Source organism: Catenuloplanes indicus (assembly GCF_030813715.1).
Classification (GTDB): domain Bacteria; phylum Actinomycetota; class Actinomycetes; order Mycobacteriales; family Micromonosporaceae; genus Catenuloplanes; species Catenuloplanes indicus.
This window is the reverse complement of sequence record NZ_JAUSUZ010000001.1, coordinates 3172710-3199240: the sequence shown is the minus strand read 5'-3', so window position 1 is coordinate 3199240 and position 26531 is coordinate 3172710. Positions and strand designations below refer to the sequence as shown.

Genomic DNA, 26531 nt, shown 5'->3' with positions numbered 1-26531 from the left:
GTCGCGACCCGGCTGGGTTCAATCGGCATTCCGGTCGGCCGGGTTTCGGTCAGCGTGGTTCCGTGTCACCGGCCGGGAAAGCCTTGAGGTTGAGCAGTTCCGGCCGCGCGGTGGTCCGGTAGAGACGCATGGCCGATTCGACGGCCGCTGCCAGAAGCTTTACGGCGCGACACCGACGCCCTGTTCGGTGGCGATGGTGCGGGCGTAGCGGGTGTGGGGGGTGGTGAGGAGGTAGTGCTCGCGGGTGGTGGCGCGGCCCTGGCGTTCCGGGCGGGGGACGTTCGTGAGATAGGAGGCGGTGCCGGTGTACGTGTCGGAGAGGCGGGTCGGGCCGGCCGGGGTGCCGGTGATGAGGGCGGCGTCGGTGAGGGTGATCTCGGTGGTGAGGCGGGCGTCGGAGGCGAGCGTGGTGGCGCCGTCCATGCCGTACCGGTGCTGGGTCTTGATGGTCGTGGGTTCTCCGCGGCCGGTGCGGGTGGTGACGCTGTCCGTGTCGGTCCACGTGGCCTCGAGCGCGTCGTAGGACTCGTCCTCGGTCCAGGTGTGCACGGAGTCGCTGGTGACCGTGCGGGTGACCGTGGTGGTGACGCGGCCGTGCGAGGTGTCGACGTATCCGCTGGTGGTGAGCGTGTGGCCGCCGGTGGTGGTGACCGTGCGGCCGGTCGCGGTGGAGGTGTTCGTGAGCGGGCCCTCGACGGCGGTGGTGAGCGCGCCGGTGACCTGCCGGCGGAGCGGGTCCTGCCAGGCCAGGATCGCCGTGGGTACGTCCCAGCCGGGCTGGCCGGCCGGCACGCCGAGTACGGAGACCTCGACGCGGTGCGGGCGGCCGTCGGTGAGCAGGCCGATGAACGGCGTCAGGTCGTAGCGGACCGGCTGGATGTCGAACGCGCGCGGTGCCGGCACGGTGTACCAGAGGAACGGGTTGGACCAGCCGCCCGTGTAGACGTGTGGGAACGGCGCGGCCACGCCGGCGAGCGTGCCGTCGATCCGGATCTGGACCTCACGGTACGGGCCGGCCTCGGCCGGGCAGGAGTAGTCCGCGCCGGCCGGGGTGGTCAGGTACCAATACTCCTCGCAGCCGCCGCCGGAACCGGTCGCCAGCACCTCCGCGACCAGCCGTTCCGTGTTGCGGGGCACGGTCAGATCACCGGCCAGGCCGGTACCCTCTCGGTGCTGGCCGGCCAGGCTGATCACCCGGTCGGCGCCGCCCGCCGGTGCCCGGCCGGGGTAGAACGTCAGGTCCACGGTGATGTCGAGCACGCCGGTGTACGTGTCGTCGACCACGTTGCCGATCAGCATCTCGACCGGCTGCGGCGTGCGCAGCAGCGGCGCGTACCCGGTCACGTCCTTGTCCACGGTCCACTCGATGCCGTCCGGGCTGGGCTGCGGCGTCGAGTGTTTGAAAATCGTGACGCCGCCGATCTCCAGGTGGCCGAGCCGGTCGTACTGGCGGCCCGCGACCGCGCCGTGCAGCGTCAGCACCACCTTCCGCCACGGCCCGCGGCAGGCGGCCGGTGGCGTGAACGTGCCGGTGAACGGCGTGAAGTCGCGGAACTCGGTGTCCACGATCCGGGTCGTGCAGGACCGGCCGGGCGGTCGCTCGACCGGGGGAGCGGCGGTGACCGGGTCGTCCCAGTCCGAGCCGAAGACCGGGGGCGCCGCGCTCGCCGGGCTCGGCATGGTCGTCATCGCCGTCGCCGCGACCACCAGCGCCACGACGGTCCTCAGTCCGAATCGATGCACGTGGCTATCCGATCTGAGAAGATCGTCAGCTGTCAACGGTCGATGTCCGGTTTTAACGTGGCCGACTCTTTTGGGCGCGGCACCGGCGCTGTGGGATTCTCGACGGGTGACGCTTACGCTGGGCCGCTACCCCGTCGACCCGCCCGTCGTGCTCGCGCCGATGGCCGGGATCACGAACGTGGCCTTCCGCCGCCTCTGCCGCGAGCAGGGTGCCGGGATCTACGTGTGCGAAATGATCACGACGATCGCGCTGGCGCACCGGAACCCGAAGACCGAGCGGATGATCGAGTTCGGGCCGGAGGAGAACCCGCGGAGCATGCAGCTCTACGGCGTCGATCCGGCGATCACGGCGCGTGCGGTGCGGCGGATCGTGGACGAGAACCTGGCCGATCACATCGACCTGAACTTCGGCTGCAGCGTCCGCAAGATCACCAGCAAGGGTGGCGGGGCGGCTATCCCGTACAAGCGGAAGCTGTTCGGCGCGATCGTGAAGGCGGCGGTGGACGCGGCCGCTCCGGCCGGGATCCCGGTCACCGTGAAGATGCGCAAGGGCATCGACGACGAGCACCTGACGTACGTCGAGGCCGGCCTGATCGCGCAGGAGGCCGGCGCGAAGTGGGTGGCGCTGCACGCCCGCACCGCGGCGCAGCGCTACTCCGGCACCGCGGACTGGGAGGCGATCGCGCGGCTCAAGGAGGCGCTGGACGTCCCGGTGCTCGGCAACGGTGACATCTGGGAGGCCGACGACGCGCTCCGCATGATCCGTGAGACCGGCTGCGACGGTGTCGTGGTCGGCCGGGGCTGCCTCGGCCGCCCGTGGCTGTTCGCCGACCTGGCCGCCGCGTTCGCCGGCCGGCCCGAGCGCGTGATGCCGTCGCTCGGCGAGGTCGCCGCGGTCATGCGCCGGCACGCCGAACTGCTCTCCGGGTGGTACGGATCGGAGCGCGACGGCGTCACCGACTTCCGCAAGCACGTCGCCTGGTACCTCAAGGGCTTCCCGGTCGGTACGGAGATCCGCCGCTCGATGGCCATGGCGAACTCGCTGATGGAGCTCGACGACCTGCTCGGCAAGCTCGACCACGACGCACCGTTCCCGCCCGAGGCGCTCGGCCAGCCGCGCGGCCGCACCAACTCGCCGGCCCACGTCTTTCTCCCCCAGGGCTGGCTCGCCGACCGCGAGGACGACGCCGTCCCCGAGGGCGCCGAACTCGACAATTCAGGCGGCTGATCGGCGCCCGGTCACGTCTGGCTGTTGAGGAAGCCGATGATGACAGCGGTCCACCAGGCAAGCTGGGAGAGCGTGGTGGCGAGGCCGGCCTGGACCAGCAGCGCGGTGGGCGGGCGGTGGCCGCGGTGGCGGGTGAGCCGGTCGGCGACGGTGCCGGCGTAGATGCCGTTGAGGCCGACGACCAGGACGGCCAGGAGTTTGACCGTGGTCAGGTAGGTGACCTCCGGGTTGAGCAGCGCGCCGGACGCGAGCAGGCCGGTGAAGCCGATCCAGGTCGGGGTCAGCGCGCTCTCCGCGGTGCGCAGCACGTCACCGAAGCTGTGCCGGCCGGCCAGGAACAGGATGCCGGACCAGTCGACGAACAGCACCGCGCCGAAACCGATCAACATCGAGATCAGGTGTACGAAGAGCGCTCCGGCCCGGATCTCCGGCGACAGCGTGACCCGGGGCGCGATCACCACGACGGCCAGCCACGCGACGGAGACCACGGCGGCGCGGGTCGTCGGCGCGAGGCGCCGGCGGTGGCGCCCGGGGAGCGCGATCAGCGGCTGACCGGCCATGGTCGTCTCCTTCCGCAGTGCCGGGCCGATTGTGGCCCATCAGGAGACGCAACGGTGCGGCGCGGATAACAGGAAAATCCCGGGATCTCACAACTACGGATCTACCAGTACATTCGTCGGGCAGGCGGCGGCCACGGGGGCACGCCCGGCGAGGCGGGAGGCTTTTGTTCGTTATGGTGGCTAGACGCGTGATCAGCGCGCTGATCTTCCTCGTCGCGGTGCTGGCGTTCGCGGGCCCGTTCGTGGTCCTGGACACGGACGAGTCGTCCTGGGGCCAGCGGCACACCACGATCACCGCCACCGGGTTCGACCTGATCCTGGGCACCCCGCCGGCGATCGTCACCGAGGGGGACGCGCGCTCCGGCGACTCGTCCATTCCCGGGCTCGCGGAGGCAGCCGCGGACGTGCCGAACTCACCGGCCGGGCTCGCGGACGGCAGCAGCGCGCGGGTCTGGGCGACCGCGGCGCTGATGCTGACGCTGGGCGCGGCCGCGCTCGCCGCGTTCCGGACCGGGCGGGGGCTGGGCGCGCTCGCGGCGCTGGTCGCGCTGATGGCGGCCGGTGCGGTGTCCGGCTCGGCGATGTCGATCGTGACCAAGGTCGAGGACTCGCGGGCGATGAGCGAGATCTTCCCGTCCGTGGGGCTCGGTGGCGGGGCCTGGTGGGCGTACCTGTTGCTGGGGTTCGGCGCGTTCTTCGTCTTCCTGGACGCGATGGTGAGCCATCCCCGGTCGAAGATGTTCGTGCCGAAGAACATGATGGCGGCGACTTATCCCGGATATGCGCCGCCGCCGTTCCCGCAGCAGGGATTCGCACCGCCGCCCGGCTTCCCGCAGCAGGCTTTTCCGCCGCCGCACCTGCCGTACCCCCTGCCGCCGCAGGGGATGCCGCCGCACGGCATGCCACCGCAGGGGATGCCGCCCCAGTACCCGCCGCCGCAGCCGCCGTACGGTGCACCTTACGGACATTGAGGACTTCTCCGTCGTACCCGCTGATGATCGTGGTTGTGGGTTTTGAGGTCGTGCGGTGCACCGCATGGAAGCGCTTCCATGCGGTCCGGGACAACGCCGCAGCTCAGACCGTGTGATGTGCCAATAGTCACGCGCCCCTCGCTCTACGCGACGTTCTCGCTTAGATTTCGCCCACCACCCCGGACATCGACCGGGACCCACGTTCAGCGCGGAACGGACGGGAGACCTCCATGACCTACGTCTACGCCTTCGAAGAGGGCAACAAGGACCTCAAGGATCTGCTGGGCGGCAAGGGCGCGAACCTGGCCGAGATGACCAACCTGGGCCTCCCGGTCCCGCCCGGCTTCACGATCACCACCGAGGCCTGCCGGGCCTACCTTCGGGACAAGCGGCTCCCGGACGGCCTCGCGGAGCAGATCGAGGCGCGGCTGACCGCGCTGGAGGAGCGGATCGGCCGGCGGCTGGGCGACGCCGCGGACCCGTTGCTCGTCTCCGTCCGGTCCGGTGCGAAGTTCTCGATGCCGGGCATGATGGAGACCGTCCTGAACGTCGGCCTGAACGACGAGAGCGTCGAAGGGCTGGCGACGCACGGCGGCGAACGGTTCGCCTGGGATTCCTACCGCCGGCTGATCCAGATGTTCGGCGCCACCGTCTGCGAGGTGCCGGCCGGCTACTTCGGCGACGCGCTGGACAAGGCCAAACATCACAAGGGTACGAAGAACGACCTCGATCTGGACGCGGACGACCTCCGCGCGCTGGTCGCCACGTACAAGAAGATCTTCGAGGAGCACACCGGCCGGCGCTTCCCGCAGGACCCGCGCGAGCAGCTGCACCTGGCCGTCCGCGCGGTCTTCGACTCGTGGAACGCGGACCGCGCCGCGCTCTACCGGCGGCAGGAGCGCATCCCGGCGGACCTCGGCACCGCGGTCAACGTGGTGGCGATGGTCTTCGGCAACCTCGGCCCGGACTCCGGCACCGGCGTGGCGTTCACCCGCGACCCGGGCACCGGCGCGCAGGGCGTCTACGGCGACTACCTGGCGAACGCGCAGGGCGAGGACGTGGTGGCCGGCATCCGCAACACCGTGCCGCTGCAGGAGCTGGAGTCGATCGACAAGGCCTCCTACGACCAGCTGCTCGGCATCATGGCCACGCTGGAGGAGCACTACCGGGACCTGTGCGACATCGAGTTCACCATCGAGCGCGGCAAGCTGTGGATGCTGCAGACCCGGGTCGGCAAGCGCACCGCCGCGGCCGCGTTCACGATCGCGGCGCAGCTGGTCGACGAGGGCGTGATCGACCTGGACGAGGCGATCCGCCGGGTCACCGGCGCGCAGCTCGGCCAGCTGATGTTCCCCCGGTTCGACCTGTCCGGCGCGCATCAGGAGCTGACCAGGGCGGTCGGCGCGTCGCCGGGCGCGGCGGTCGGCACCGTGGTCTTCGACGCGGCGCGCGCGATCGAGCTGGCCGGGCAGGGCGAGTCGGTGATCCTGGTCCGCCGCGAGACGAACCCGGACGACCTGGGCGGCATGATCGCGGCACAGGGCATCCTCACCTCGCGCGGCGGCAAGACCAGCCACGCGGCCGTGGTCGCGCGCGGCATGGGCAAGACCTGCGTGTGCGGCGCGGACGAGCTGGAGATCGAACGCGGCGCGTTCACCGTACGCGGCACGCGCGTCGCCGAGGGCGACACGATCTCCATCGACGGTACGACCGGGCGCGTCTTCCTGGGCGAGGTGCCGGTCGAGCCGTCCTCGGTGGTGCGGTACTTCGAGGGTACGTTCGAGGGTGAGGATCCGCTGGTCCGCGCGGTGGACCGGCTGATGCGGCACGCCGACGCGCGCCGGTCGCTGCGCGTGCGGTCCAATGCGGACACCGGCGAGGACGCGGCCCGGGCCCGGCGTTTCGGCGCGGAGGGCATCGGGCTGTGCCGTACCGAGCACATGTTCCTCGGCGACCGCCGCGAGCTGGTGGAGAAGCTGATCCTGGCCGAGGGACCGCCGGCCCGGGAGGCGGTGCTCGCCGCGCTGCTGCCGTTGCAGCGCGCGGACTTCGTCGAGCTGTTCCGCGCCATGGACGGTCTTCCGGTCACGGTACGGCTGATCGACCCGCCGCTGCACGAGTTCCTGCCGTCGCTGACCGACCTCGCGGTGCGTGTCGCGGTCGCCGGTGAGCGCGGCGAGGACGCGGGCCGGGAGAAGGAGTTGCTGTCGGCCGTGCAGCGCATGCACGAGCAGAATCCGATGCTGGGGCTGCGCGGCGTACGGCTGGGTCTGGTCGTGCCGGGCCTGTTCGCCATGCAGGTGCGCGCGATCGCGGAGGCCGCGGTCGAGGTGGCCCGGTCCGGCGGCAGCGCACGGCCGGAGATCATGGTGCCGCTGGTCGGTGCGGTGCAGGAGCTGGAGACGGTACGGGCGGAGGCCGAGAAGATCCTGGCCGACGTGATCGGTGACAGCGGTGTCGAGGTACTGATCGGCACCATGATCGAGGTGCCGCGCGCCGCGCTCACCGCCGGTCAGATCGCGGAGGCGGCCGAGTTCTTCTCGTTCGGCACCAACGACCTCACCCAGATGGGCTGGGGCTTCTCCCGCGACGACGTGGAGGGCGCGTTCTTCTGGCGCTACCTGGAACTGGGCATCTTCGGCATCTCGCCGTTCGAGTCGCTGGACCGCGACGGCGTGGGCCGGCTGGTCCGGATCGCGTCCGAGGAGGGCCGGGCGGCACGTCCGGGCCTGAAGCTGGGCGTGTGCGGCGAGCACGGCGGAGACCCGGACTCCGTGCACTTCTTCCACGAGGTGGGCCTGGACTACGTGTCCTGTTCGCCGTTCCGGGTGCCGATCGCCCGGCTGGAGGCGGGCCGCGCGGCGATCTGACGCTCCACGGCGGGCCCGCGTGGTGCGGGCCCGCCGCACGCGTCACACGTCGAGGTCCTCCTCGATCTTCTTCAGCTGGTGGCGTGCCATGGCCAGGTTGGCCCGGTTCTTCATCAGAGCCAGGTAGAGGAACAGGCCCTTGCCGGACCGGCCGGTCAGCGGCCGGATCAGGTGGTACTGGCCGCCGAGCGTGATCAGGATGTCCTCGATGCCGTCCTTGAGGTTGAGCATCTCCATCGTGCGCAGCTTCGCGCGGACCACGTCCGTGTTCCCGGCGGCTGCGACCGTCAGGTCCAGTTCCTTGGTGCCCCCGGCGACGCCGAGTGCCATGCCGCTGGTGTAGTCGACCAGTGCGACGCCGACTGCGCCGTCGATGTTCATCGCTTCCTTGAGCGCGGTATCCATGTCGGGCATGTCAGAATCCTCCGTACTGTGGGGGTTTTATCCGGCGCGCTGGCCGGGGACGCTCGACTGCAGCGCGGCCATCGGGGTGCGCTTGGCCAGGGGCACCTGACCCTCGACCGGGACGACGTGCGGCGGTGCCGGTGCGGGCGGACGTGCCTCCACCGGGTCGAGCAGCTCACCGAGGCGGCGCGCGGTGCGCCGGGCCTCGTGATGAATGCGGGCCACGTTCGCGCTCGGACGGGCGAGCACGGCGAGGAGCGTGCGGAGCCCGGCGGCGTAAATGGCCACGTACCCGCCGGACGATTGGATCATGGTCTCGCGCAGGTCGCCGTGGCCCACGGTCTGGGCGAAGCGCTGGGTCAGCCCGAGGTTCGCCGCAGCCAGCGCGGCGATCGTCTCCGGTTGCAGGCCCGGGGCGTCGTACGCGAGCAGCATCCCGTCGACACCGGCGATCACGGTGGCCGTGAGATCGGGCAGCCGGCTGCGGAGCCTGGCGAGCTCGGCCAGCACCGCCCGGTCGGTTTCCACGGCAGTTCTCCTTCGCGAGAGGGCAGGGATGGGTGAGGGTGAACAGGTCGGTGCCCGCCTCCGGTACGCGACGGCCGGGGGAGCGCGGACCGGCGGCGCGCTCACCGCAACGCCTTCAACGCGCTCCGGATGCGGGTGAGCAGCGCCTCGTCCGGCGCGTCCGCGCGCAGCGGCCCGCCGTCCGCGACGGACGCCACGTCACCGGCGCCGCTCGGCATCTGCTCACCGGGGCTGCGGCGGGGCAGGCTGTCGGCCGGGGCCGCGGCGGAGCGGCCGGCGGCGCGACGCCGGCCGCCGGGGGCGCGGCGGGCGGGTTTGGCCGGCTTCTCCGGGTCGGCGTGGTCGGCAGGGGTGGCGGGTTTCGCCGCCGGGTTCGCGTGGTCTGCCGAATTCGCGTGGTCTGCCGAATTCGCCTGGTCTGCCGGGTCCGCGTGGTCTGCCGGGGTCGGTGCGCTCGCCGGGGTCGCGCGGTTGCCCGCAGTCGCGGCCGGGGAGATCGGCGGCAGCATCGCGGTGTCCTCGGTGGCCGCCGTCGAGGCCGGCGTGTCCACGGCCGGCCCGGTGGCGGGTGGGTCCACGATCGCGGTGGCGGTCGCGCGGCCGGGTGCGGCCGCACGCACCGGGACGGGCGCGCGGAGGGCAGCGGCGGCGCCGGGCTTCCCAGGTGCGCCGGTCGTGGCCGCGTCCCGCGGGGTTGGTTCGGCGGTGGCCGGGTCCGTGGTGGCCGGTTTCCGGGGGCCTGGTCTCGTGGTCGCCGGGGCCCGGGTGCCCAGCTCCGCGGTGGTCTGTTCGAACGGATCAAGCTCGGGGGCGGCCTGGTTGCGGCCTCTGCGATCCGAGGTGGCCCGGGGTCGGGCGCTCCGCTCCGCGGTGGACCGCTCGGCAGTCGCCGGCGTCGTGGTGGCCGCGGCCTTGCCGGCCGGCGTCGCGGTGGCCGCCGTCCTGCCGGCCGGCGTCGCAATGGCCGGCGTCGCAATGGCCTGCGTGGCGGTGGCCTGCGTGGCGGTGGCCTGCGTGGCGGTGGCCTGCGTGGCGGTGGCCGGCGTCGCGGTGGCCGGCGTCGCGGTGGCCGGCCCGGAGGTTGCCTGCTTCGCGGCGGCTGCGGCGCGTTCCGCCGCTGCGATGGCGGCCTCCGCCAGCGCGATGACCGGATCTGTCCGCTCCTCCAACGCGGCGGTCGTCGTCCGTGCGCCGGTTGCGGCGGCCGTCATCCGCCTGTCCCGCGCGGCGGCCGTCATCCGGTCCTCCCGTGCGGCGGCCGTCGCCCGGTCCTCCCGTGTGGTGGCCGTCGCCCGGTCCTCCGGTTCCGTGGCCGCCGTCCGTGCCGTGGCCGCCGCCCGGCTGTCCGCCCCCGTCATGATCAGACCGGCCGCCGCCAGCTCGCGGACCTGTTGCAGCGTTACGTAACCGGCCCGGCCGAGGAGCCGGGCCAGCGTGGCCGGTGTGCGCTCACCGTCCGCCGCGACCAGCAGCTCGAACTGCAGGGCACTCAGCACGACGCGCTCGACGGGGGGCCGGGGTGCCGGCCGAACCGGCGCCGTGTCCAGCGTGGACGACTCGAAGACCTCGTCGAGGAGCCGCCGCCGGCGCGTCGTCTCCCTGGACAGCACGTCGGCATCCACCCGGCAGACCGGGCCGAGCCAGTGTTGCTCGCCCTCCTCGAACCGGACGGGCACGGCCGCCGGTTGCAGCACGAAGTACGCCGCGTCATAGATCACCCCAAGAACGCACAGCTCAAGTTCGCCGTCCGTAAGGTGCCCCCGTTCGACGAGCAGGCGACCGACACGGTGTGCGTCTTTTCCGGCGGAGAGCGTGGTTTCCCACGTGCGGGCCGAGATCCGGCCGGACGCGGTCAGCAGTTCGCCGACCCCCGGCGCGGCCGGGGACTCCGCATGACTGACCTGCCCCTCGGTCAGATAGATGACGCCGCCGGGGTGGCCGGCGACGTGCAGCGCGCCGGTCGCACCGGCGTTGACCAGCTGGCTGAGCGCCCGGCGGGGGAGGGTTGCCGTTACGGCACGGGCGGGCTTCACGTGTGAACTCCTCACCGATCTCTCGGTCTCGTGCCGCGACCGTCGATGGCCGTTGCGGCCGTGGTCGGTCGCGGTGTCGTACCGTCACCGGGCCGGTGGCCCGCGGCGTTACGCCGTCACCAGGTTCTCGGCGAGCATCTGCAGCCGGCGCCGGCCGACCGCGAGATTGCCGCGGTCCTTGTCCAGCCACAGGTAGAGCGCCAGCCGGCTGTCGAATCCGGTGCGCAGCAAGCGGATCAGGTGGTAGCCGCCCGCGGTGGTGATGATGACGTCCTCCACGCCGTCACCGGGCCGCGTCGAGGCGAACGGTGATCGGCTGATCGCGGCGTGCACGATCCCGGCCGTACCGGTGGCCGTGCCGTCCGGGTCGTCGCCGGGTGCGGCGCCCACGGAACCCAGCGCGAAGCCGGTGGTGTAGTCGACCAGGCTCGCGCCGATCGCACCGGGGACTGTCATCGCCTGCCGGAGGCAGTCGTCGATGCCGGACACACGTTCTCCTCGGCCCGCAGCGGTAGCCTCGCCCCCGCTCCGGCCAGCGGACGGCGATCGCACTCCGGGCAAATGGTGTGGGACCGGCGACGGCCGGCCAGTGACGTTGTGCTCTCGGCACGCTACTACCGGATATGGAATTTCTCTATCCCACGACGGTGTGCGACCCGATACACACCATGGTGTGAGCATCGATGGCGCATGATTTATGGCGCTCGGTGGAACGGAAGATGCCGGGACCGGTTTCCCGGCGTAACGTGTTCGTCACCTTGCCGTCAGAGGCCGCACGATGAGGAGCACCATGGGCAGCGACTGGGAGAACGTGGTCGTCGACGCCGAGGACCCGGGCCGCCTGGCCCGATGGTGGGCCGAGGCGCTGCGCTACCAGATCACCTACGAGCGCCCGGGCGAGGTCGAGATCCGCCGTAAGGCCGACGAGACCCCCGGCATCGTCTTCGTCACGGTCCCCGAGATCAAGACCGTGAAGAACCGCCTCCACATCGACCTGCGCCCCGACAACCAGGAGGCCGAGGTCGAACGCCTCGTCGACATGGGCGCCCGCCACGTCGACGTCGGCCAGGGCTCGGTCGACGGCTGGGTCGTCCTGGCCGACCCGGAGGGCAACGAGTTCTGCGTGCTGGCCCCACGCACCTGAGCAATCGCCGGGCTCGGCACAGGGACGACCTCCACCCGGCCCCACGTTCCGCTGAACCCCGGCGGAAATCCCGGCGACGGCCGCGCCGGGAGGCCGTCGCCCGCACTACGCTCGGATCATGGACGGCCAGGGCGGTGACGCGGAGCGATGGGCGGACGAGCAGGCCAAGGACACCGGGTACGGGCGGACGCCGTTCCAGCGGGACCGGGCGCGGGTGCTGCACTCGGCCGGGTTCCGGCGGCTGGCGTCGAAGACGCAGGTGCACGTGGCCGGGTCGGACGACTTCCTGCGGACCCGGCTGACCCACTCGCTGGAGGTCGCGCAGATCGCCCGCGAGATGGGGGAGCGGCTCGGCTGTGACCCGGACGTGGTGGACGTGGCCGGGCTCGCGCACGACCTCGGGCACCCGCCGTTCGGGCACAACGGCGAGGCCGCGCTGGACGCGGTCGCGGCCGGCTGCGGCGGCTTCGAAGGTAACGCGCAGACACTGCGCGTGCTGACCCGGCTGGAGGCGAAGGTCGAGGGCGCCGGGCTGAACCTGACCCGCGCCTCGCTGGACGCCACCTGCAAGTATCCGTGGCGGCGGGACGGCGTGCGGCGCAAGTGGGGCGTCTACGCCGACGACCTGCCGGTCTTCGAGTGGCTGCGCCGGGACGCGCCGGCCGGTGAGCGGCAGTCGCTGGAGGCCCAGGTGATGGACTGGGCGGACGACGTGGCCTACTCCGTGCACGACCTGGAGGACGGCATCCACGGCGGCTACATCGATCTGGAGCGGCTGGCGGCGGACGCGGACGAGCGGGCCGCGCTCTGCGCCGACGTGTCCGGCGTCTACTCGGAGGAGCCGGTCGACGTGCTCGGCGCGGAGCTGGCCGCGATGCTGGCCGGGCCGATGCTGGCGCCGGCGCTGGCCTACGACGGCAGCCATCGCGCGCAGCGCGCGGTCAAGCGGATGACCAGCGTGCTCACCGGCCGGCTGGTCGCGGCGCCGGTCGAGGCCACGGTCGCGGCGTTCGGATCAAGATCTTTGCGTCGGTACGCCGCGGACCTGCTCGTCCCGCCGGACGTGCGGATCCGGTGCGCGCTGCTGAAGGGCATGGCGCTGCGGTACGTGATGCGCCGCAGCGGCGCCGCGGCCGAGCGGGAACGGCAGCGCGAGGTGCTCACCCGGTTGGTGCACGTGCTGGCCGTGCGCGCGCCGGACGGGCTGGACCCGGTGTTCGCGCCGATCTGGCGGGCCGCCCCGGACGACGCGGCCCGGTTGCGCGTGGTGATCGACCAGGTGGCGTCGCTCACCGACCCGGCCGCGATGTCCTGGCACCGCGTGCTCACCTGAGAACGAAACCCGGCCTGGCCCCTCCGGCGCGCGCGACTCCCGCCGTACCCTTGGAACGCTCTTGTGGTTCGTGGGTGTTGGCGGATTTCTGGTATCGGGGAGGAGCCGCGGGTGGCCGGCAGGATTCGGGACGAGGACATCGCGCTGGTGCGTGAGCGCACGGCGATCGCCGACGTGATCTCCGAGACCGTCACCCTGAAGTCGGCCGGTGGTGGCAACCTGAAGGGCCTGTGCCCGTTCCACGACGAGAAGACGCCGTCGTTCACCGTATCCCCGGCCCGCAACGTGTATTTCTGCCACGGCTGCGGCAAGGGCGGCGACGCGATCACGTTCCTGATCGACGCTGATCATCTGACGTTCGTCGAGTCGGTCGAGCGGCTGGCCGGCCGGGCCGGCATCCAGTTGCGGTACGAGGAGCAGCCCGGCGGGCGCCCGTCCGGCCCGCGGCAGCAGCCCGGCCAGCGGCAACGGCTGGTCGCGGCGCACGCGGACGCGGCCGAGTTCTACCGCGCGCAGCTGATCACGCCGGGTGCCCGGGCCGCCCGCGAGTTCCTCGCCCAGCGCGGTTTCGGCCGCGAGCACGCGGAGGCGTACGGCTGCGGGTTCGCCCCGGAGGGCTGGGACCCGCTGACCCGGCACCTGCGGCAGAAGGGTTACTCGGCGGACGAGCTGGTCACCGCCGGTCTGTCCCGTCCGGCCCGATCCGGCTCGCTGATCGACCGGTTCCGGCGGCGGCTGCTCTGGCCGATCAAGGACATCAGCGGCGACGTCATCGGTTTCGGCGCGCGGAAGCTGTTCGACGACGACGACGGCCCGAAATACCTGAATACGCCGGAGACGCCGCTATACAAGAAGTCGCACGTGCTGTACGGCATCGACCAGGCGAAACGCGACATAGCGCGGGAGAGCCGGGCGGTGATCGTCGAGGGCTACACCGACGTGATGGCCTGTCACCTGGCCGGTGTGCCGACCGCGGTCGCGACCTGTGGCACCGCGTTCGGCGAGGACCACATCAAGGTGCTCCGCCGGCTCCTGATGGACGCGAACGACCTCGGTGGCGAGATCATCTTCACGTTCGACGGCGACGCGGCCGGGCAGAAGGCGGCGATGCGCGCGTTCTCCGACGACCAGCGGTTCGTGGCGCAGACGTTCATCGCGGTCAGCCCGAACGGCATGGACCCGTGCGAGCTGCGGCTCAACCGCGGTGACCTGGCCGTGCGCGACCTGGTCGGCGCGCGCGAGCCGATGATCGCGTTCGCGCTGCGGTCCATCATGAATCAGTACGATCTGGACACCGTCGAGGGCCGGGTCGCCGCGCTGCGCTCCACCGCGCCGCTGGTCGCGCAGATCAAGGACCGGTCGATGCGCCCCGGCTACACCCGCAAGCTCGCCGACGACCTGGGCATGGAGATGGCCGAGGTGGAGCACGCGGTGCGCCGGGCCGGTGGCAGCGCGCCGGACGAGAACCGCCGCAAGGCCGGCCCACGGCCCACGTCCGCGCCGCAGCTGCAGGTCGAGCGCGAGGCGCTGAAGCTTGCGCTGCAGGAGCCGGTGCTGGCCGGCCCGATGTTCGACGCGCTCGACGGCACCCACTTCACCGACCCGGTGCACGTGGCGCTGCGCGGCGCCCTGGCGGACGCGGGCGGCACCGCGTCCGCGGCCGGCGGCGGCGTGGTCTGGATCGAGAAGGTGCGCGACCTGTGCGCCGACCTCGGCGCGAAGGCACTGGTCAGCGAGCTGGCCGTGGAGCCGCTGCGGGTCGATCGTGACCCCGACCCGCAATACGTGTCGGTCACGCTGGCCCGGTTGCAGTCCGCGACCGTGACCGCGCGGATAGCCGACCTGAAGTCCAAAGTGCAGCGGATCAATCCGGTGGCCAACAAGGACGAGTACTTCGCGCTCTTCGGGGAACTGCTCTCCCTGGAGCAGCACGCGCGCGCCCTGCGCGAGCAGGCCGTCGGGGGGTTGTGACGAGTGTTCGGCTTCTTCCGGAAGAACCAGCCGCCGGCCGCGCAACGCCCGGCCCTGGACCGCGACGAGCGCATTCTGACCTGGGCGAGCACGTCCACCGAAGGGGTGGTCGTGGTGACGAACCGGGGCCTCTGGCTGCCCGGCCAGAACCGGCTCGGCTGGCACGAGATCCTCAAGGCGGTCTGGTCCGGCCGCGAGCTGACCGTGACCGCCGGCCGGGTCGCGGAGGAGCGCGACGGCTACACCGTGGTCGTCGACGAGCCCACGATCTCCACGCTGCTGCTCGCGCCCGGCCACGTCCCGCACCAGGTGCAGGTCCGGGTGACGAAGTCGGTCGCGATCACCCACCACCACGAGCTGCCCGGCGGCGGCGTCCGGGTGGTGGCCCGCCGGGTGAGCGGTGTGGACGGTCTGCGCTGGACCGCGCGGTACGACCCGGGCACCCCGGCCGACGCGCCGCGCGTGGACGAGCTGGTCGCGCGCGCCCGGGCCGACGCGGAGGCGGCCGCACCCCGGTAAATCCGTCGGCACTTGTCGTACCCCCGGTCTAGGGTCGGTTCATGACTGCGATGATCGAGGCCGCCGGGCTGGTCAAGCGCTTCGGCGACTTCACCGCCGTGGACGGCATCGACGTCACGGTGCAGCCCGGCGAGGCGTTCGGCTTCCTCGGGCCCAACGGCGCCGGCAAGAGTTCCACCATGCGCATGATCGGGTGCGTCTCCCCGCCGACCGGCGGCCTGCTGCGCATCCTCGGCATGGACCCGGTGCGCCAGGGCCCGGCGATCCGCGCCCGGCTCGGCGTCTGCCCGCAGCTGGACAATCTGGCCCCCGACCTGACCGTCCTGCAGAACCTGACGACATATGCGCGCTATTTCGGCATCTCCCGCCGCGAGGCCAAGCGCCGCGCACTGGAATTGCTGGAGTTCGTGCAACTCACCGAGCGGGCCGGCGCCGAGGTCGAGCCGCTGTCCGGCGGCATGAAACGGCGCCTCACCATCGCCCGCGCGCTGATCAACGAGCCCGACCTGGTGCTGCTCGACGAGCCCACCACCGGTCTCGACCCGCAGGCCCGTCACCTCGTCTGGGAGCGGCTGTTCCGGCTCAAGCAGCGCGGCGTCACGCTCGTGCTCACCACGCACTACATGGACGAGGCCGAGCAGCTGTGTGACCGGCTCGTGGTGATGGACGCCGGCAAGATCGTCGCCGAGGGCTCGCCGCGCGCGCTGATCGAGCGATACTCCACCCGCGAGGTCGTCGAGCTGCGCTTCCAGGCCGAGTCGCAGTCCGGCTTCGCGGCCAAGCTGGACGGCATCGGCGAGCGCACCGAGGAACTGCCCGACCGCATTCTGCTCTACACGGCCGACGGCGACGCCGCGTTGGCCGAGGTGCACGCGCGCGGGCTCACCCCGTCCGGCTCGCTGGTCCGCCGCAGCTCGCTGGAGGACGTGTTCCTGCACCTCACCGGCCGGACGCTGGTCGACTGATGATCGCCGCTCTCGAACTGCACCTGGCCGAGTTCGCGCGCAACTGGCGTGGCTCCGTCTTCGGCTCGTTCGTCATCCCGCTGCTCACCATGCTCGGCTTCGGGGTCGGCGTCGGCGGTTACGTGCAGGGCGGTGTCGACGGCGTGCCGTACCTGCAGTTCCTCGTCCCCGGCCTGCTCGCCTCGACCGCGCTGCAGATCGCGCTCGGCGAGTCCACCTGGCCGGTGCTCGCCCACATGGAGTGGATGAAGACCTACGCCGCGCAGGCCGCCACGCCGCTGCGCCCGGTCGACGTGCTCGGCGGTCACCTGCTCTTCGCGCTCCTCCGGGTGACCGCCGGCATCACCGCGTTCCTGTTGGTCGCGGCCGTGTTCGGCGCGCTGCCGTCGATGTGGGCGCTGGCCTGTCTGCCGATCGGCGTGCTGCTCGGCCTCGCGATCGCCGCACCCGTCTTCGCGTACAGCGTCTCCGTCCCCGGCGAGGTGTGGCTGAGCGTGCTGTTCCGGTTCGCGATCGTCCCGATGACGCTCTTCGCCGGCGTGTTCTTCCCGGTCGAGGCGATGCCGGTCGCGCTCCGCTGGCTGGCGTACGCGACACCTCTCTGGCACGCCGTCGACCTCTGCCGCGCCGCCACGCTCGGCCGCGCACCCGACTTCTCCCTCACCGGCCACCTGCTCTACCTCGCGCTCTGGGCCGGTGCCGGCCTCGCGCTGGCCGCATACCGCTTCCACCGGCGGCTGGGGGTCTGACCGTGATCGCCGCACTCGTACTGCCCCGCCTCACCGCCTCCGGCGGCCGTGTCCTGGCCGTCGCCGGCCGCAACGTCGTCGCGCTGCGCCGCGCCGGCTGGCTGGTGTTCATCTCCGGCGCCATCGAGCCGTTCCTCTACCTGTTCTCGATCGGCATCGGTGTCGGCGCGCTGGTCGGCGACATGCCACTGCCGGACGGCACGGTGGTCAGCTACGCCGCGTTCGTGGCCCCCGCGATGCTCGCCGCGTCCGCGATGACCGGCGCGCTCACCGAGACCACGTTCAACTTCTTCGGCAAGATGAAATTCTGGAAGCTGTACGACAGCGTCCTCGCCACCCCGGTCGGCCCGATGGAGATCGCGTTCGGCGAGCTGTGCTGGGCGATGGCCCGCGGCGCCGTCTACGCCGCGTCGTTCCTGGTCGTCATGATCGCCATGGACCTGACCAGTCCGCTCCGCGCCCTGCTGGCGCTGCCCGCGACCGTGCTGATCGGCTTCACGTTCGGCGCCGTCGGCATGCTGACCGCCACGCTGATGCGCGGCTGGCAGGACTTCGACCTGATCGGCACCATCCAGTTCGCCCTCTTCCTCTTCTCCGGCACGTTCGTCCCGGCCACCGCGTACCCGGCCGCGCTCCGCTGGCTGATCGAAGCCACACCGCTCTACCGCTCCGTCGACCTGATCCGCGCCCTCACCACCGGCACCACCGGCTGGCTCCAGGCCTTCGACATCGCCTACCTCCTCGCCCTGCTCGCCCTCTGCCTGTGGGCCGCTTCCCGCCGGATGAGCCGCCGCCTGCGCAAGTAGAGCGCTCAGGGGCTCCGGCGCGGCTGGAATACCTGTTCGGGGACGTAGACCGCCCGCACCGACTGCGGCGAGAGTGCGTGTATGCCGGTTGGATACTTCTCCTCCTTCGCTGGGCGCGGCTCGCCGGCCGCGGCACTGACCGCTCGCCCGGTGCTCCTGCTCGTCCCAGTGCGGTGGCAACCCGGCGCAGCGGTGGGCCGGCGTGGTTCCTCCGGGCTTGCCCCCGGGTTCCGCGCGGGCTCATGGAGAGGCGTGAACCGCTCCGCGGCGACGGGCGTATTGGTCGCAGTGGATCCTTCCGAGGGGCGAGGGAGAGCACAATGGCGGGACCTGGATCTGTACCTGTGTACATGCCGCCGGGGGCGGTCATTCCCCCCGAGCCGGACGGCCACGAGTACGTGACCGTGGCGGGCCAGCCCAGCCGCCTGGCGACGGCACCGGGTGACGTAGGCACGCAGACCGAGTGGGACGCGTCGACCCTCGAGGGTGCGATCAACTGGCTGGAGACTCACTCGACCTACCTCAGCCAGTCGCTGGTGCCGGGCATGGAGACCGACATCCGCAACTGGCTGACCGGCTCCGGCACCTCGCCGTTCGGCACGTATCCGACCGCGCTCCAGCTAGGGGACCGGCAGCTCGGGCACTACACCACGGCGGACGCGTCGATCCGCGCGATCGCGCGGGAACTGTGGCAGGCGGCGCAGGCGCTGCGGGTGGTACTGGAGCAGTACGAGACCGCGGAGCAGGCGAACGAGCTGAGCGCCGCCGCGTTCGACCAGATCTTCGTGGAACAGAGCGGAACCCGGCCCGGCGGCGGTTCCCCGCCCGATCCCGCGGCTTCGCCGTCTCCGGCCCCGGCGCCTGTCGCGTCGCCGCTGGACCCGTCGCTGCCCGCGCCCGGTGCGCCCGTGGTCAGCTCCGCGGGCGTGGCCCCCGCCGTCCACGTCACCGACACCGCACCCTACGGAGGCTGAGTCCGATGGCGGACAAGTACGGAGTCCAGTCCTGGGAGCAGATGGTCACGCAGATCGTGATCCACGGCAAGCCGGAGAACGTCCGGGCCGCGGCCGCCGGCTGGGACCTGGTGCTGCGGAACCTGACCGACGTGAAGAACAGCCTGGACGACAACGTCAACGATCTCGGAACCACGTGGAAGGGCGAGGCGTACGAGTCGTTCAAGGCGCACATCGGCCGCATCTCGGACAACATCCAAACCGTCTTCGACGACGCGAACAGCATGGGCACCGTGGTCGGCACGCTCAACGAGTCCGCGGACCGCCTCCAGGCCGCCCAGTCCGAGATCCCCATCCCGGCCGGCATGGAGGACGAGATCGCCGCGCTCCGCAACCAGGAACAGGGCGTCGCCGAGGGCGTCTTCGAATCGGTCGCGGTCGGCCTCCTCGGCCTCCCCCTCGGCCCGATGGGCTTCGCCGCAGCCACCGGCGTCGGGGCGCTGCTCTCCGCCACCGGCGCCTTCGACATGCTCAGCGACTGGTTGAACGATCGGACCGACGAGGCCCGGGTGATCTGGAACCGCCTCAACTTCGAGATCGAGGGCCAGGCCGCTCTCACCCCGGCCGGCGTTCCGGTGCAGGCCGATCGGAAGTCTCCGTACACCGGCATACCCGCGCTCGCCACGGCTGGACCCGGCGGTGGCCTCAGTGCCCTGACCGGCGGTGGCGGGGTTGCCGGTGCCACTCCGGCCCTGAGTGCCGAGGCGCCGCAGATCGGCAGCGTCACAGCACCCGGCACCGGCACGTTCGATCCGGCCACGGCCGGCGTGCCTCAGCCCGGCCCGAACGGTGCACCGCCGTCTCTTGGCACCAGTACCGCGGGCTTCGACCCGGACGTCGTCGCCCCTGGCACGGGCTCGATCGACCCGGGCGCGCTCGGCACCGGCGCCCTGGATGCCCGGCCGAGTGGTACCGGCCTGGCCGGAGCTGGCTCCGGCCTCGGCGCCGGTGGCCTCGGCGGTCTCGGTGCCGGCGGTCTCGGTGCCGGCGGCATCGGTAGCCCCGGCACCGGAGCCCTCGGTGCCGGCGGTCTCGGTTCTCCCGGCGGTGGTGCGTCGGCCGGTGGCCTGGGCGGTGCTCTGGTCGGCGGCGGCGCGCTCGGCAAACCGGTCTCCCCGACGCAGGCCGGGATCCCCGGCGTGGGCGCACTGGGTGCCGGTGCCGCGGCCGGGGCCAGCCGCGGCAAGGGCGGCGGCGCCGGTGCGGCCGGCAAACCACTTCTCGCGGGTGGCGCGGCCGGGGGCGCCGCGGCCGGTCGCGCGGGTCTCCCCGGCGTGGCCGGTGTGGCTCCCGCAGGTCAAGGCGCGGGATTCGGCGACGAGGAGCAGCACACCACCTGGCTGACCGAGGACGAGGACGTCTGGGGCACCGCCGGCAGCGCTGCCCCCGGTGTCCTGCGCTGAATCACCACAGCATGTCCCGGCGGCCGGGAGAAACGTCTCTAGACGCCGAGGTAGCGGCTGAGCATCGGGTTGAGCAGCTTGCCGGAAGGGTCGAGGTCGGCGCGGAGGGCCAGGAAGTCGTCGAAGCGGGGGTAGCGGGCGCGAAGCGTGGCCGGGTCGGTGGAGAAGACCTTGCCCCAGTGCGGGCGGGCGCCGAACGGGGCCAGCTGTTCCTCCAGCGCGGTGACGACCGGGGCGACCGCGTCGGCGTCCGGGTGCCAGGTGAAGTGGATCGCGATGCTGTCGTGGCCGTGGCTCGGGCTGAGCCAGAGGTCGTCGGCGGCGATCGTGCGGACCTCGGAGATCTGCAGGACCGGCGCGATCCGGTCGCGGATCGCGTCGACCGCCTCCAGGGCCTCCAGCGCGTGCGTGGCCGGGAGGAGGTATTCGGTCTGCAGTTCGGCGCCGCTGCTCGGGGTGAAGTCGAGGCGGAAGTGGGGAAGGCGCTCGTGCCAGGGGCCGGGGACGCCGCCCTGCTCGGTGCAGTTGACCGCGGACATGCCGGGGACCGGGTGCAGCGGTGTGGTGGCGAGCGTGGCGCCGTGCCAGCGGGTGGGCAGCGGTGCGTCCGACGGGTCGCGCTTGACCCAGATCTGGTTGATCACCGGTCCGGTCCAGTCGGTGAACAGGCTGACCGAGTAGCCCGCGCCCATGATCTCCGCCCAGCCACCGGCAAGGTGTGACCAGGGCAGGCGCTCGTAGACGTACTGTGCGATGTCGAACGTGGGGCGGATGCGCAGCGTGACGTCGACGATGATGCCGAGCGCGCCCAGGCCGACCACGGCACCGGCCAGGCGTGGGTCGCCGTGGCGCAGGTCGAGCAGCTCGCCGTCCGCGGTGACCAGGCGCAGGCCGGTGACGGCGGCGCCGAGGCCGGGGCTGGTCACGCCGGAGCCGTGCGTGCCGGTGGCGACCGCGCCGGCTACCGAGATGTGCGGCAGTGAGGCCATGTTGTGCAGCGCGTACCCGGCTGCGTGCAGGCGCGACGCGAGTTCGCCGTAGCGGACCCCGGCGCTCGCGGTGACCTCGCCGGCCACCGAGTCGATGTGCACGGTCGCGGGCAGCGATGCTACCGAGATCAGGTCACCGTCGGTGTCCGCGATCCGGTTGAACGAGTGGCCGGTGCCGAGCGGGCGCAGCCGGGTGCTCGCGGCCACGGTCTCGCGCAGCTCGTCGAGCGTGCCGGGCGTGTGCAGCCGGGCCGCGCCGAACGTGATGTTCCCGGCCCAGTTGGTGAGCGTCATGCGGCGGCCTCCACCAGGTCGTCGGCGATCGTGGAGATCGTGTCCAGGCCCTCCAGGCGGGCGACCCACGCGGCGGGGAGCGCCTCCTCGCCGTGCCGGGCACCGAGCAGGTTGCCGCAGATCGCGCCGGTCGAGTCGCTGTCACCGGCGTGGTTGACGGAGACGAGCAGCGCGTCGCGGACCCGCTCCGGCTCCTCGGCGTCGAGCGCGGCGTAGACCGCCATGGCCAGCGCCTCCTCCGCGATCCAGCCGAGCCCGATCCGCCCGATGCCGGTGTTACCCGGAGCGTACGGCGTGTCCAGGGCCCGGCGCAGCGCGGTCAGCGTCTCCTCGTGCTCGTCATGGCCGGTCAGCAGCTCGATCGCGCGCTCGGTGGCGGTCCGCACGTCGTCGCCGTCCAGCAGGTGCCGGACGATCGCGGCGAACGTGCCGGCGGCCAGGTAACCGGTCGGGTGGCCGTGCGTGTGTACCGCGCACTCGGCGGCCAGCGCGAACGCGTCCGCCGCACTGATCGACGGGAACAGGCCGAACGGCGCGGAGCGCATGACCGAGCCGCAGCCCTTGGAGTTCGGGTTCGCCGGGTGAGCGAACGTGCCCATCCGGCCGAGTGCGAGTCCGCCGAGGCAGGCGTTGCCGGGTGCGCGCTGCGCGTAGAGGAACGGCTGCGCGGCGAGTCCGGCCGCGTGCTTCGGCGGTCCGAGGCGGCGTTGCGTGTCGTACCAGCGGAGATGGGCTTCGTAGACCGACTTCGGTACGTCGCCGCCGGCGGCGTGGAGCAGGCCCTCGACGGTGAACAGCGTCATCTGGGTGTCGTCGGTGATCAGCGCGAGGCCGTCCCGGGAGAGCATCAGGTCGGTGACCGCGGGATCGCGCTCGAACTCGACCGGGTTGCCGAGCGCGTCACCCACCGCGCCGCCGAGCAGACAACCACGGACCCGGGACCGGTAGGCGTTCATAGGTCCGTGATCCTACGGCAGGGTTGCGCTGACCAGCGATGATCGATCACGGGCGGGTCCGGTTCGATAACCCACGAATCCGGCATTTGCCTCACCGGTTGATGGCGGTGAATGCCGTTACCGGTGCGTGTGCTGGTCCGAGGGGGTGGGAGAGATTGCCTCCGAGGTGCCGGATGGCCGTATTCTCGGCAGCGCATCTGGAGCATCACGGCCGCCGGAACGCGGCCGGGATCGAATCGGCAGGCAATTGACAGGGGGAGTCAGCGGTGAGGCCCACCAGAGCCCGGCGCCGTACCGGCGCGATCCGGTTCGCGGCGGCCGCGCTGGCCGCGATGCTGGCCGGCGGCGGCGCGTTGTTCGTGGCGCCGTCCGCAGCGGTCGCGGCGCCGACGATCGCGGAGCGGCAGAAGTGGTACTTCGACCTGCTCAAGATTCCTGAGGCGCAGCAGATCAGCACGGGCGAGGGGGTCGTGGTCGCGGTCGTGGACTCCGGCGTCGACGCGTCCCACCCCGACCTGCAGGGCAAGGTCCTGCCGGGCAAGGGTATCGGCGGCGAGGCAGCCGATGGCCGTTCGGACCGCGTCGACGGGCACGGCACCGGTATGGCCGGCGTCATCGCGGGCAGCGGTGGCGGTCCCAACCGGATGACCGGGATCGCGCCCGGAGTGAAGATCCTGCCGTACGGCACGGGAACCGTCGAGAACATGGACGTCGGTGCGGAAGGCCTTCGGTGGGCCGCGGACAACGGCGCCAAGGTCGTCAATCTCTCGTGGGGGGCGGACGTCGAGCCGCCGCAGGTCATCCTTGACGCGGTCGAGTACGCGCTCAGCAAGGACGTCGTGATCGTCGCCGCGGCCGGCAACCGGTCGGAGGGCGACACGAAGGTCATCTCGCCGGCTCGGATCCGGGGCGTGATCGGCGTTACCGGCATCGCCTCGGACGGCTCCTTCTGGGATGACCAATCGGTGCAGGGCCGTGGAACCGTTCTTTCCGCACCGGCTCAGGACGTCGTCGGCCCGCAGCCACTCGCGCTCTCGGACAGTGGGTACGGCGTCGGTAACGGCACCAGCTCCGCCGCAGCGATCGTGTCCGGCGTAGCGGCCATGGTCCGGGCGAAGTACCCCGACCTGGATGCCGCGAACGTGATCGAACGGCTGATCCGTACCGCGGACGACAAGGGTCCGCAGGGCTGGGACGAGCAGTACGGCGACGGCATCGTCAACCCGGTCGCGGCACTGACCGAGGACGTCCCGGCGGTGAGCCGCAACCCGCTCCTGCCGGACGAGGACGAGACCGGCGACGCCACCGAGGCCGCGCCGGCGCCGGGGGACAGCGACGGCGAGATCGGCGGCAACACGGTCGCGTTGATCGGCGGTGGTGTCTGCCTGCTCGTGGTGGTCCTGGTGGTCGTGCTGATCGTCGCGTCCCGCAACAAGCGGCGGCCGGGCCCGCCGATGCCGGTCGGCACGCCGGGACCGTATCCGCAGCAGCCGGGCCCGTACCCGGGACAGCCAGTGCCGTACCCGCAGCAGGGCGGCTACCCACCGCAGGCGCCGGGCTATCCGCCCCAGCAGGGGTATCCGCCCCAGCAGGGCTATCCGCCCCAGCAGGGCTATCCGGGCGGCCCGCCGCAGTACCCGCCGGGGCCGCAGTACCCACCGCACGGCGGCTGACCGAGCGCCCGCACGGAACGAGTAACGGAACAACGGGGAGGAAGACGAGATGGCAGAGAAGCAAGGGTCGGGGCAGGAGGTGACTCCGGTCTTCATCCCGCCGCCGCTGCCGGGCACACCGCTGCCGCCGATGGTCGGGTTCTGGGTGTCGGACGACGCCAACGCGTCGTCCCGGCCGACCGAGATCAACGCCACCGCCGGCGACCCGGGGCTCAACACGGAGTGGGACGCGGACAGCCTGGACGGTGCGATCCGCTGGCTGGAGGAGCACGCGCGGTACCTCGGCGATCGCCTGGTGCCCGCGATGGGTGACGACATCGGCAGCTGGCTGACCGGTCCGGCCTCGGCGGGCGGGAAGTCGCCGTTCGGCACTTACCCGGCAGCGACGGAGATCGCCCAGCGGCACGTCAGCCACTATCGGACCGCGGAGCAGTCGGTGCGGACGATCGCGGAGGAGTTGCTTCAGGCAGCCGAGTCGCTGCGGCGGGTCAAGGAGCAGTACGAGACGGCCGAGCGGGCGAACCAGATGTCCGCGAAGGCGTTCGAGGAGGTGTTCGCCTCGGAGGCGCAGACGGGTCAGTACGGCAGCGGCACCGGCACCGGATACCCGCCGGCCACCACCCCGGCCTCGTACCCGAGCAGCGGCACGTCCCCGTCCGGCGACTCGGGATACGGAGGCTAGGCGATGGCACGGAACTGGGGCGAGGAGTCCTGGGAGAACATCGTCAACCAGGTCGTGATCGACGGCCGGCCAGGCGACCTCCGGACCGCGGCGCTCGGCTGGGAGGCGGTGCTGCGCAACCTGAACACGGTGAAGACCAGCCTGGACCAGAACGTCGCGGAGCTGGGCACGGTGTGGAAGGGCGAGGCGTACGAGGCCTTCAAGAAGCACATCGAGACGATCTCCAAGAAGATCCAGCACGTCGCGGACGAGGCGAACGGCGACGGCCAGGGTGGGGTCGTCACCAGCCTCAACAAGACAGCGGACGACCTGCACGCGGCGCAGGAGAAGATCCCGGTCCCGATTGCCATGCAGCCGGAGGTGATGCAGGCGCGCGACGCGCACCTGGCGATCCCGCTCGGTTCGTTCGAGAACGCGATCAAGATCGACATTGCCGGCGCGGCCGGGGTCTACCGGGACATCGGCAACTTCTTCACCGGCGGGTTGGCGCAGAAGGCCTGGACCGCGGTGCAGGACGCGCTCACCAACGGCAGCGACGAAGCCCGCGAGCACTGGGAGCGGCTGAACGGGCAGGTCTCCGACACCGCCGGCGTGACACCGACCGGAACGCCAGTCGGAACCCAACGTGAAGCCCCCTATGGCGACGTGCCGCTCGGCGGCTCCGGCCCCGGGGGTGGCGTCGGTGGTGTCCCCGGTGGTGGTGGCATGGGTGGAGGGGCGCCCAAGATGGGTGGTGCGCCGTCCGGTATCGGTGGCTTCGACCCGACCGGTGGCAGCCCGATCGACACGAACACCGGCTTCACCCCCTACACGCCGCCGATCAACGACGGCACCAGCGGCTTCGATCCGGAGGCCGGGACCGGGTTCACGCCCGGCGGCGGTTCGGACTTCAGCCCGGGCACGCCGGCCGGTACCGGCTTGGCCGGCGCGGGCGGCGGTCTCGGCGCCGGTGGCCTCGGGCCGAGCGGGCTCGGGTCCGGCGGTCTCGGCACCGGTGGCCTCGGTGCCGGTGGCGGTCTCGGTTCGGCCGGTGGCCTCGGCGCGGGCGGTGCCGGTGGCATTCCCGGCGGCGGCGCGCTCGGCAAGCCGGTCAACGGCGCCGCGCTGGCCGGCATGGCCGGAATGGGCGGCATGGGCGCCGGCGCCGGTGCGGGCGCGAGGGGTGCGGGCAAGGGCGGCGCCGGCAAGGGCGGCAAGCCGATGCTCTCCGGTGGCGTGGCCCCGGGCACCGGCGCGGGCAAGGGCGGCGCCGGTCGCGCGGGCATGGCCGGGATGGCCGGTGGCGGCGGCCACGGCGCCGGGTTCGGCGGCGACGAGGAGCGCAGCACCTGGCTCCAGGAGGACGAGGACGTGTGGGGCGGCGGCGACGCGGCCCCGGGCGTGCTGCGCTGACCTGCCGAATCACGAAACGGCGGGGCCGGCGGCCCCGCCGTTTCCACGCGCGCGGACCAGGCGGACGGCCGGTGACCCGCGGAGATGACGCCGGCTGAGGACCGGCCGGCGGACAACGGTGATCCGGCGGCCGAGTCGGTCGTGTAGCACGACAGATCTCGCTGAGATCTCCGTCACGTGACAGCACGGGCGGCGGGGAGGCACGCCTCCCCGCCGCCCGTGGCGATGTGGATCTCGTCGTTTGATGATCACAAATGGTGATCCGGGTGGCACGCTGTGTGTGCCGAGCGCACCCGAAAACCAT

The 26531-nt window shown here is 72.1% G+C and carries 23 protein-coding genes; 15 read left to right on the top strand and 8 right to left on the bottom strand.

The features are described 5' to 3' along the window. Positions 1-159: 159 nt before the first annotated feature. On the bottom strand, positions 160-1743 hold the full coding sequence (locus tag J2S42_RS14305; RefSeq protein ID WP_307239389.1) for a peptide-N4-asparagine amidase: 1584 nt from the start codon (positions 1741-1743) through the stop codon (positions 160-162). A gap of 106 nt (positions 1744-1849) precedes the next feature. On the opposite strand from J2S42_RS14305, the gene dusB reads away from it, so the two are divergent. After that, the gene (gene dusB / locus J2S42_RS14300) at positions 1850-2971 is read left to right on the top strand and encodes a tRNA dihydrouridine synthase DusB (RefSeq protein WP_307239387.1); all 1122 of its coding nucleotides are present in this window, start codon (positions 1850-1852) and stop codon (positions 2969-2971) included. A gap of 11 nt (positions 2972-2982) precedes the next feature. Here dusB and J2S42_RS14295 read toward each other — a convergent pair whose 3' ends face one another. Continuing rightward, positions 2983-3531, bottom strand: coding sequence for a hypothetical protein (locus J2S42_RS14295; protein WP_307239385.1), 549 nt, complete (start codon positions 3529-3531; stop codon positions 2983-2985). A 188-nt stretch (positions 3532-3719) separates the two neighbouring features. On the opposite strand from J2S42_RS14295, the gene J2S42_RS14290 reads away from it, so the two are divergent. Then, complete coding sequence (locus J2S42_RS14290) at positions 3720-4502, top strand: hypothetical protein (protein WP_307239384.1); 783 nt, start codon at positions 3720-3722, stop codon at positions 4500-4502. Positions 4503-4732: 230 nt separating this feature from the next. Then, entirely contained in the window at positions 4733-7372 is a 2640-nt protein-coding gene (ppdK, locus tag J2S42_RS14285) for a pyruvate, phosphate dikinase (protein WP_307239381.1), read from the top strand. Positions 7373-7414: 42 nt separating this feature from the next. Here ppdK and J2S42_RS14280 read toward each other — a convergent pair whose 3' ends face one another. The 4 genes from J2S42_RS14280 to J2S42_RS14265 form a co-directional block, all read right to left on the bottom strand. Further along, positions 7415-7786: a hypothetical protein gene (locus J2S42_RS14280; protein ID WP_307239379.1), complete on the bottom strand. Its 372-nt coding sequence runs from the start codon at positions 7784-7786 to the stop codon at positions 7415-7417. Positions 7787-7813: 27 nt separating this feature from the next. Further along, positions 7814-8305, bottom strand: a complete 492-nt coding sequence (locus J2S42_RS14275; RefSeq protein ID WP_307239377.1) for a roadblock/LC7 domain-containing protein — start codon at positions 8303-8305, stop codon at positions 7814-7816. Between the two features lie 101 nt (positions 8306-8406). Then, entirely contained in the window at positions 8407-10338 is a 1932-nt protein-coding gene (locus tag J2S42_RS14270; protein WP_307239375.1) for a DUF4388 domain-containing protein, read from the bottom strand. A gap of 108 nt (positions 10339-10446) precedes the next feature. Next, positions 10447-10827 (bottom strand): roadblock/LC7 domain-containing protein, encoded by a 381-nt coding sequence (locus J2S42_RS14265; protein WP_307239373.1) that lies wholly within the window; start codon positions 10825-10827, stop codon positions 10447-10449. A gap of 301 nt (positions 10828-11128) precedes the next feature. Here J2S42_RS14265 and J2S42_RS14260 point away from each other — a divergent pair, with 301 nt between their 5' ends. The 9 genes from J2S42_RS14260 (at position 11129) to J2S42_RS14220 (ending at position 20241) form a co-directional block, all read left to right on the top strand. Beyond that, positions 11129-11482 carry a VOC family protein gene (locus tag J2S42_RS14260; protein ID WP_307239371.1) on the top strand — a complete coding sequence of 118 codons (354 nt, stop codon included), beginning with the start codon at positions 11129-11131 and terminating at the stop codon, positions 11480-11482. A 118-nt stretch (positions 11483-11600) separates the two neighbouring features. Next, the gene (locus tag J2S42_RS14255; protein ID WP_307239370.1) at positions 11601-12815 is read left to right on the top strand and encodes a deoxyguanosinetriphosphate triphosphohydrolase; all 1215 of its coding nucleotides are present in this window, start codon (positions 11601-11603) and stop codon (positions 12813-12815) included. A 111-nt stretch (positions 12816-12926) separates the two neighbouring features. Next, entirely contained in the window at positions 12927-14786 is a 1860-nt protein-coding gene (gene dnaG, locus J2S42_RS14250; protein ID WP_307239368.1) for a DNA primase, read from the top strand. A gap of 3 nt (positions 14787-14789) precedes the next feature. Continuing rightward, entirely contained in the window at positions 14790-15305 is a 516-nt protein-coding gene (locus J2S42_RS14245) for a hypothetical protein (RefSeq protein WP_370879179.1), read from the top strand. A 41-nt stretch (positions 15306-15346) separates the two neighbouring features. Beyond that, on the top strand, positions 15347-16270 hold the full coding sequence (locus J2S42_RS14240) for an ABC transporter ATP-binding protein (protein ID WP_307239366.1): 924 nt from the start codon (positions 15347-15349) through the stop codon (positions 16268-16270). Continuing rightward, positions 16270-17019 carry an ABC transporter permease gene (locus tag J2S42_RS14235; protein ID WP_307239364.1) on the top strand — a complete coding sequence of 250 codons (750 nt, stop codon included), beginning with the start codon at positions 16270-16272 and terminating at the stop codon, positions 17017-17019. The genes J2S42_RS14240 and J2S42_RS14235 overlap by 1 nt, the downstream gene beginning before the upstream one ends. Positions 17020-17024: 5 nt before the next feature. Continuing rightward, entirely contained in the window at positions 17025-17825 is an 801-nt protein-coding gene (locus J2S42_RS14230) for an ABC transporter permease (RefSeq protein WP_307248752.1), read from the top strand. 350 nt (positions 17826-18175) lie between these two features. Next, the gene (locus tag J2S42_RS14225) at positions 18176-18799 is read left to right on the top strand and encodes a hypothetical protein (protein WP_307239362.1); all 624 of its coding nucleotides are present in this window, start codon (positions 18176-18178) and stop codon (positions 18797-18799) included. A gap of 5 nt (positions 18800-18804) precedes the next feature. After that, positions 18805-20241 (top strand): hypothetical protein, encoded by a 1437-nt coding sequence (locus J2S42_RS14220; protein WP_307239360.1) that lies wholly within the window; start codon positions 18805-18807, stop codon positions 20239-20241. Positions 20242-20279: 38 nt separating this feature from the next. Here J2S42_RS14220 and J2S42_RS14215 read toward each other — a convergent pair whose 3' ends face one another. Together J2S42_RS14215 and J2S42_RS14210 are read right to left on the bottom strand one after the other, a co-directional pair. Next, on the bottom strand, positions 20280-21524 hold the full coding sequence (locus J2S42_RS14215; protein ID WP_307239358.1) for a D-arabinono-1,4-lactone oxidase: 1245 nt from the start codon (positions 21522-21524) through the stop codon (positions 20280-20282). After that, positions 21521-22480, bottom strand: coding sequence for an ADP-ribosylglycohydrolase family protein (locus J2S42_RS14210; RefSeq protein ID WP_307239356.1), 960 nt, complete (start codon positions 22478-22480; stop codon positions 21521-21523). Before J2S42_RS14210 ends, J2S42_RS14215 begins: the two co-directional genes overlap by 4 nt. 266 nt (positions 22481-22746) lie before the next feature. Here J2S42_RS14210 and J2S42_RS14205 point away from each other — a divergent pair, with 266 nt between their 5' ends. The 3 genes from J2S42_RS14205 to J2S42_RS14195 are packed head-to-tail and all read left to right on the top strand — an operon-like array spanning position 22747 to position 26227. Then, positions 22747-24153, top strand: coding sequence for a S8 family serine peptidase (locus J2S42_RS14205; RefSeq protein ID WP_307239353.1), 1407 nt, complete (start codon positions 22747-22749; stop codon positions 24151-24153). Between the two features lie 49 nt (positions 24154-24202). After that, entirely contained in the window at positions 24203-24835 is a 633-nt protein-coding gene (locus tag J2S42_RS14200; protein ID WP_307239351.1) for a hypothetical protein, read from the top strand. Positions 24836-24838: 3 nt separating this feature from the next. Then, a complete protein-coding gene (locus J2S42_RS14195) occupies positions 24839-26227 on the top strand; it encodes a WXG100 family type VII secretion target (protein WP_307239349.1) in 1389 nt (462 codons plus the stop codon). Positions 26228-26531 lie beyond the last annotated feature (304 nt).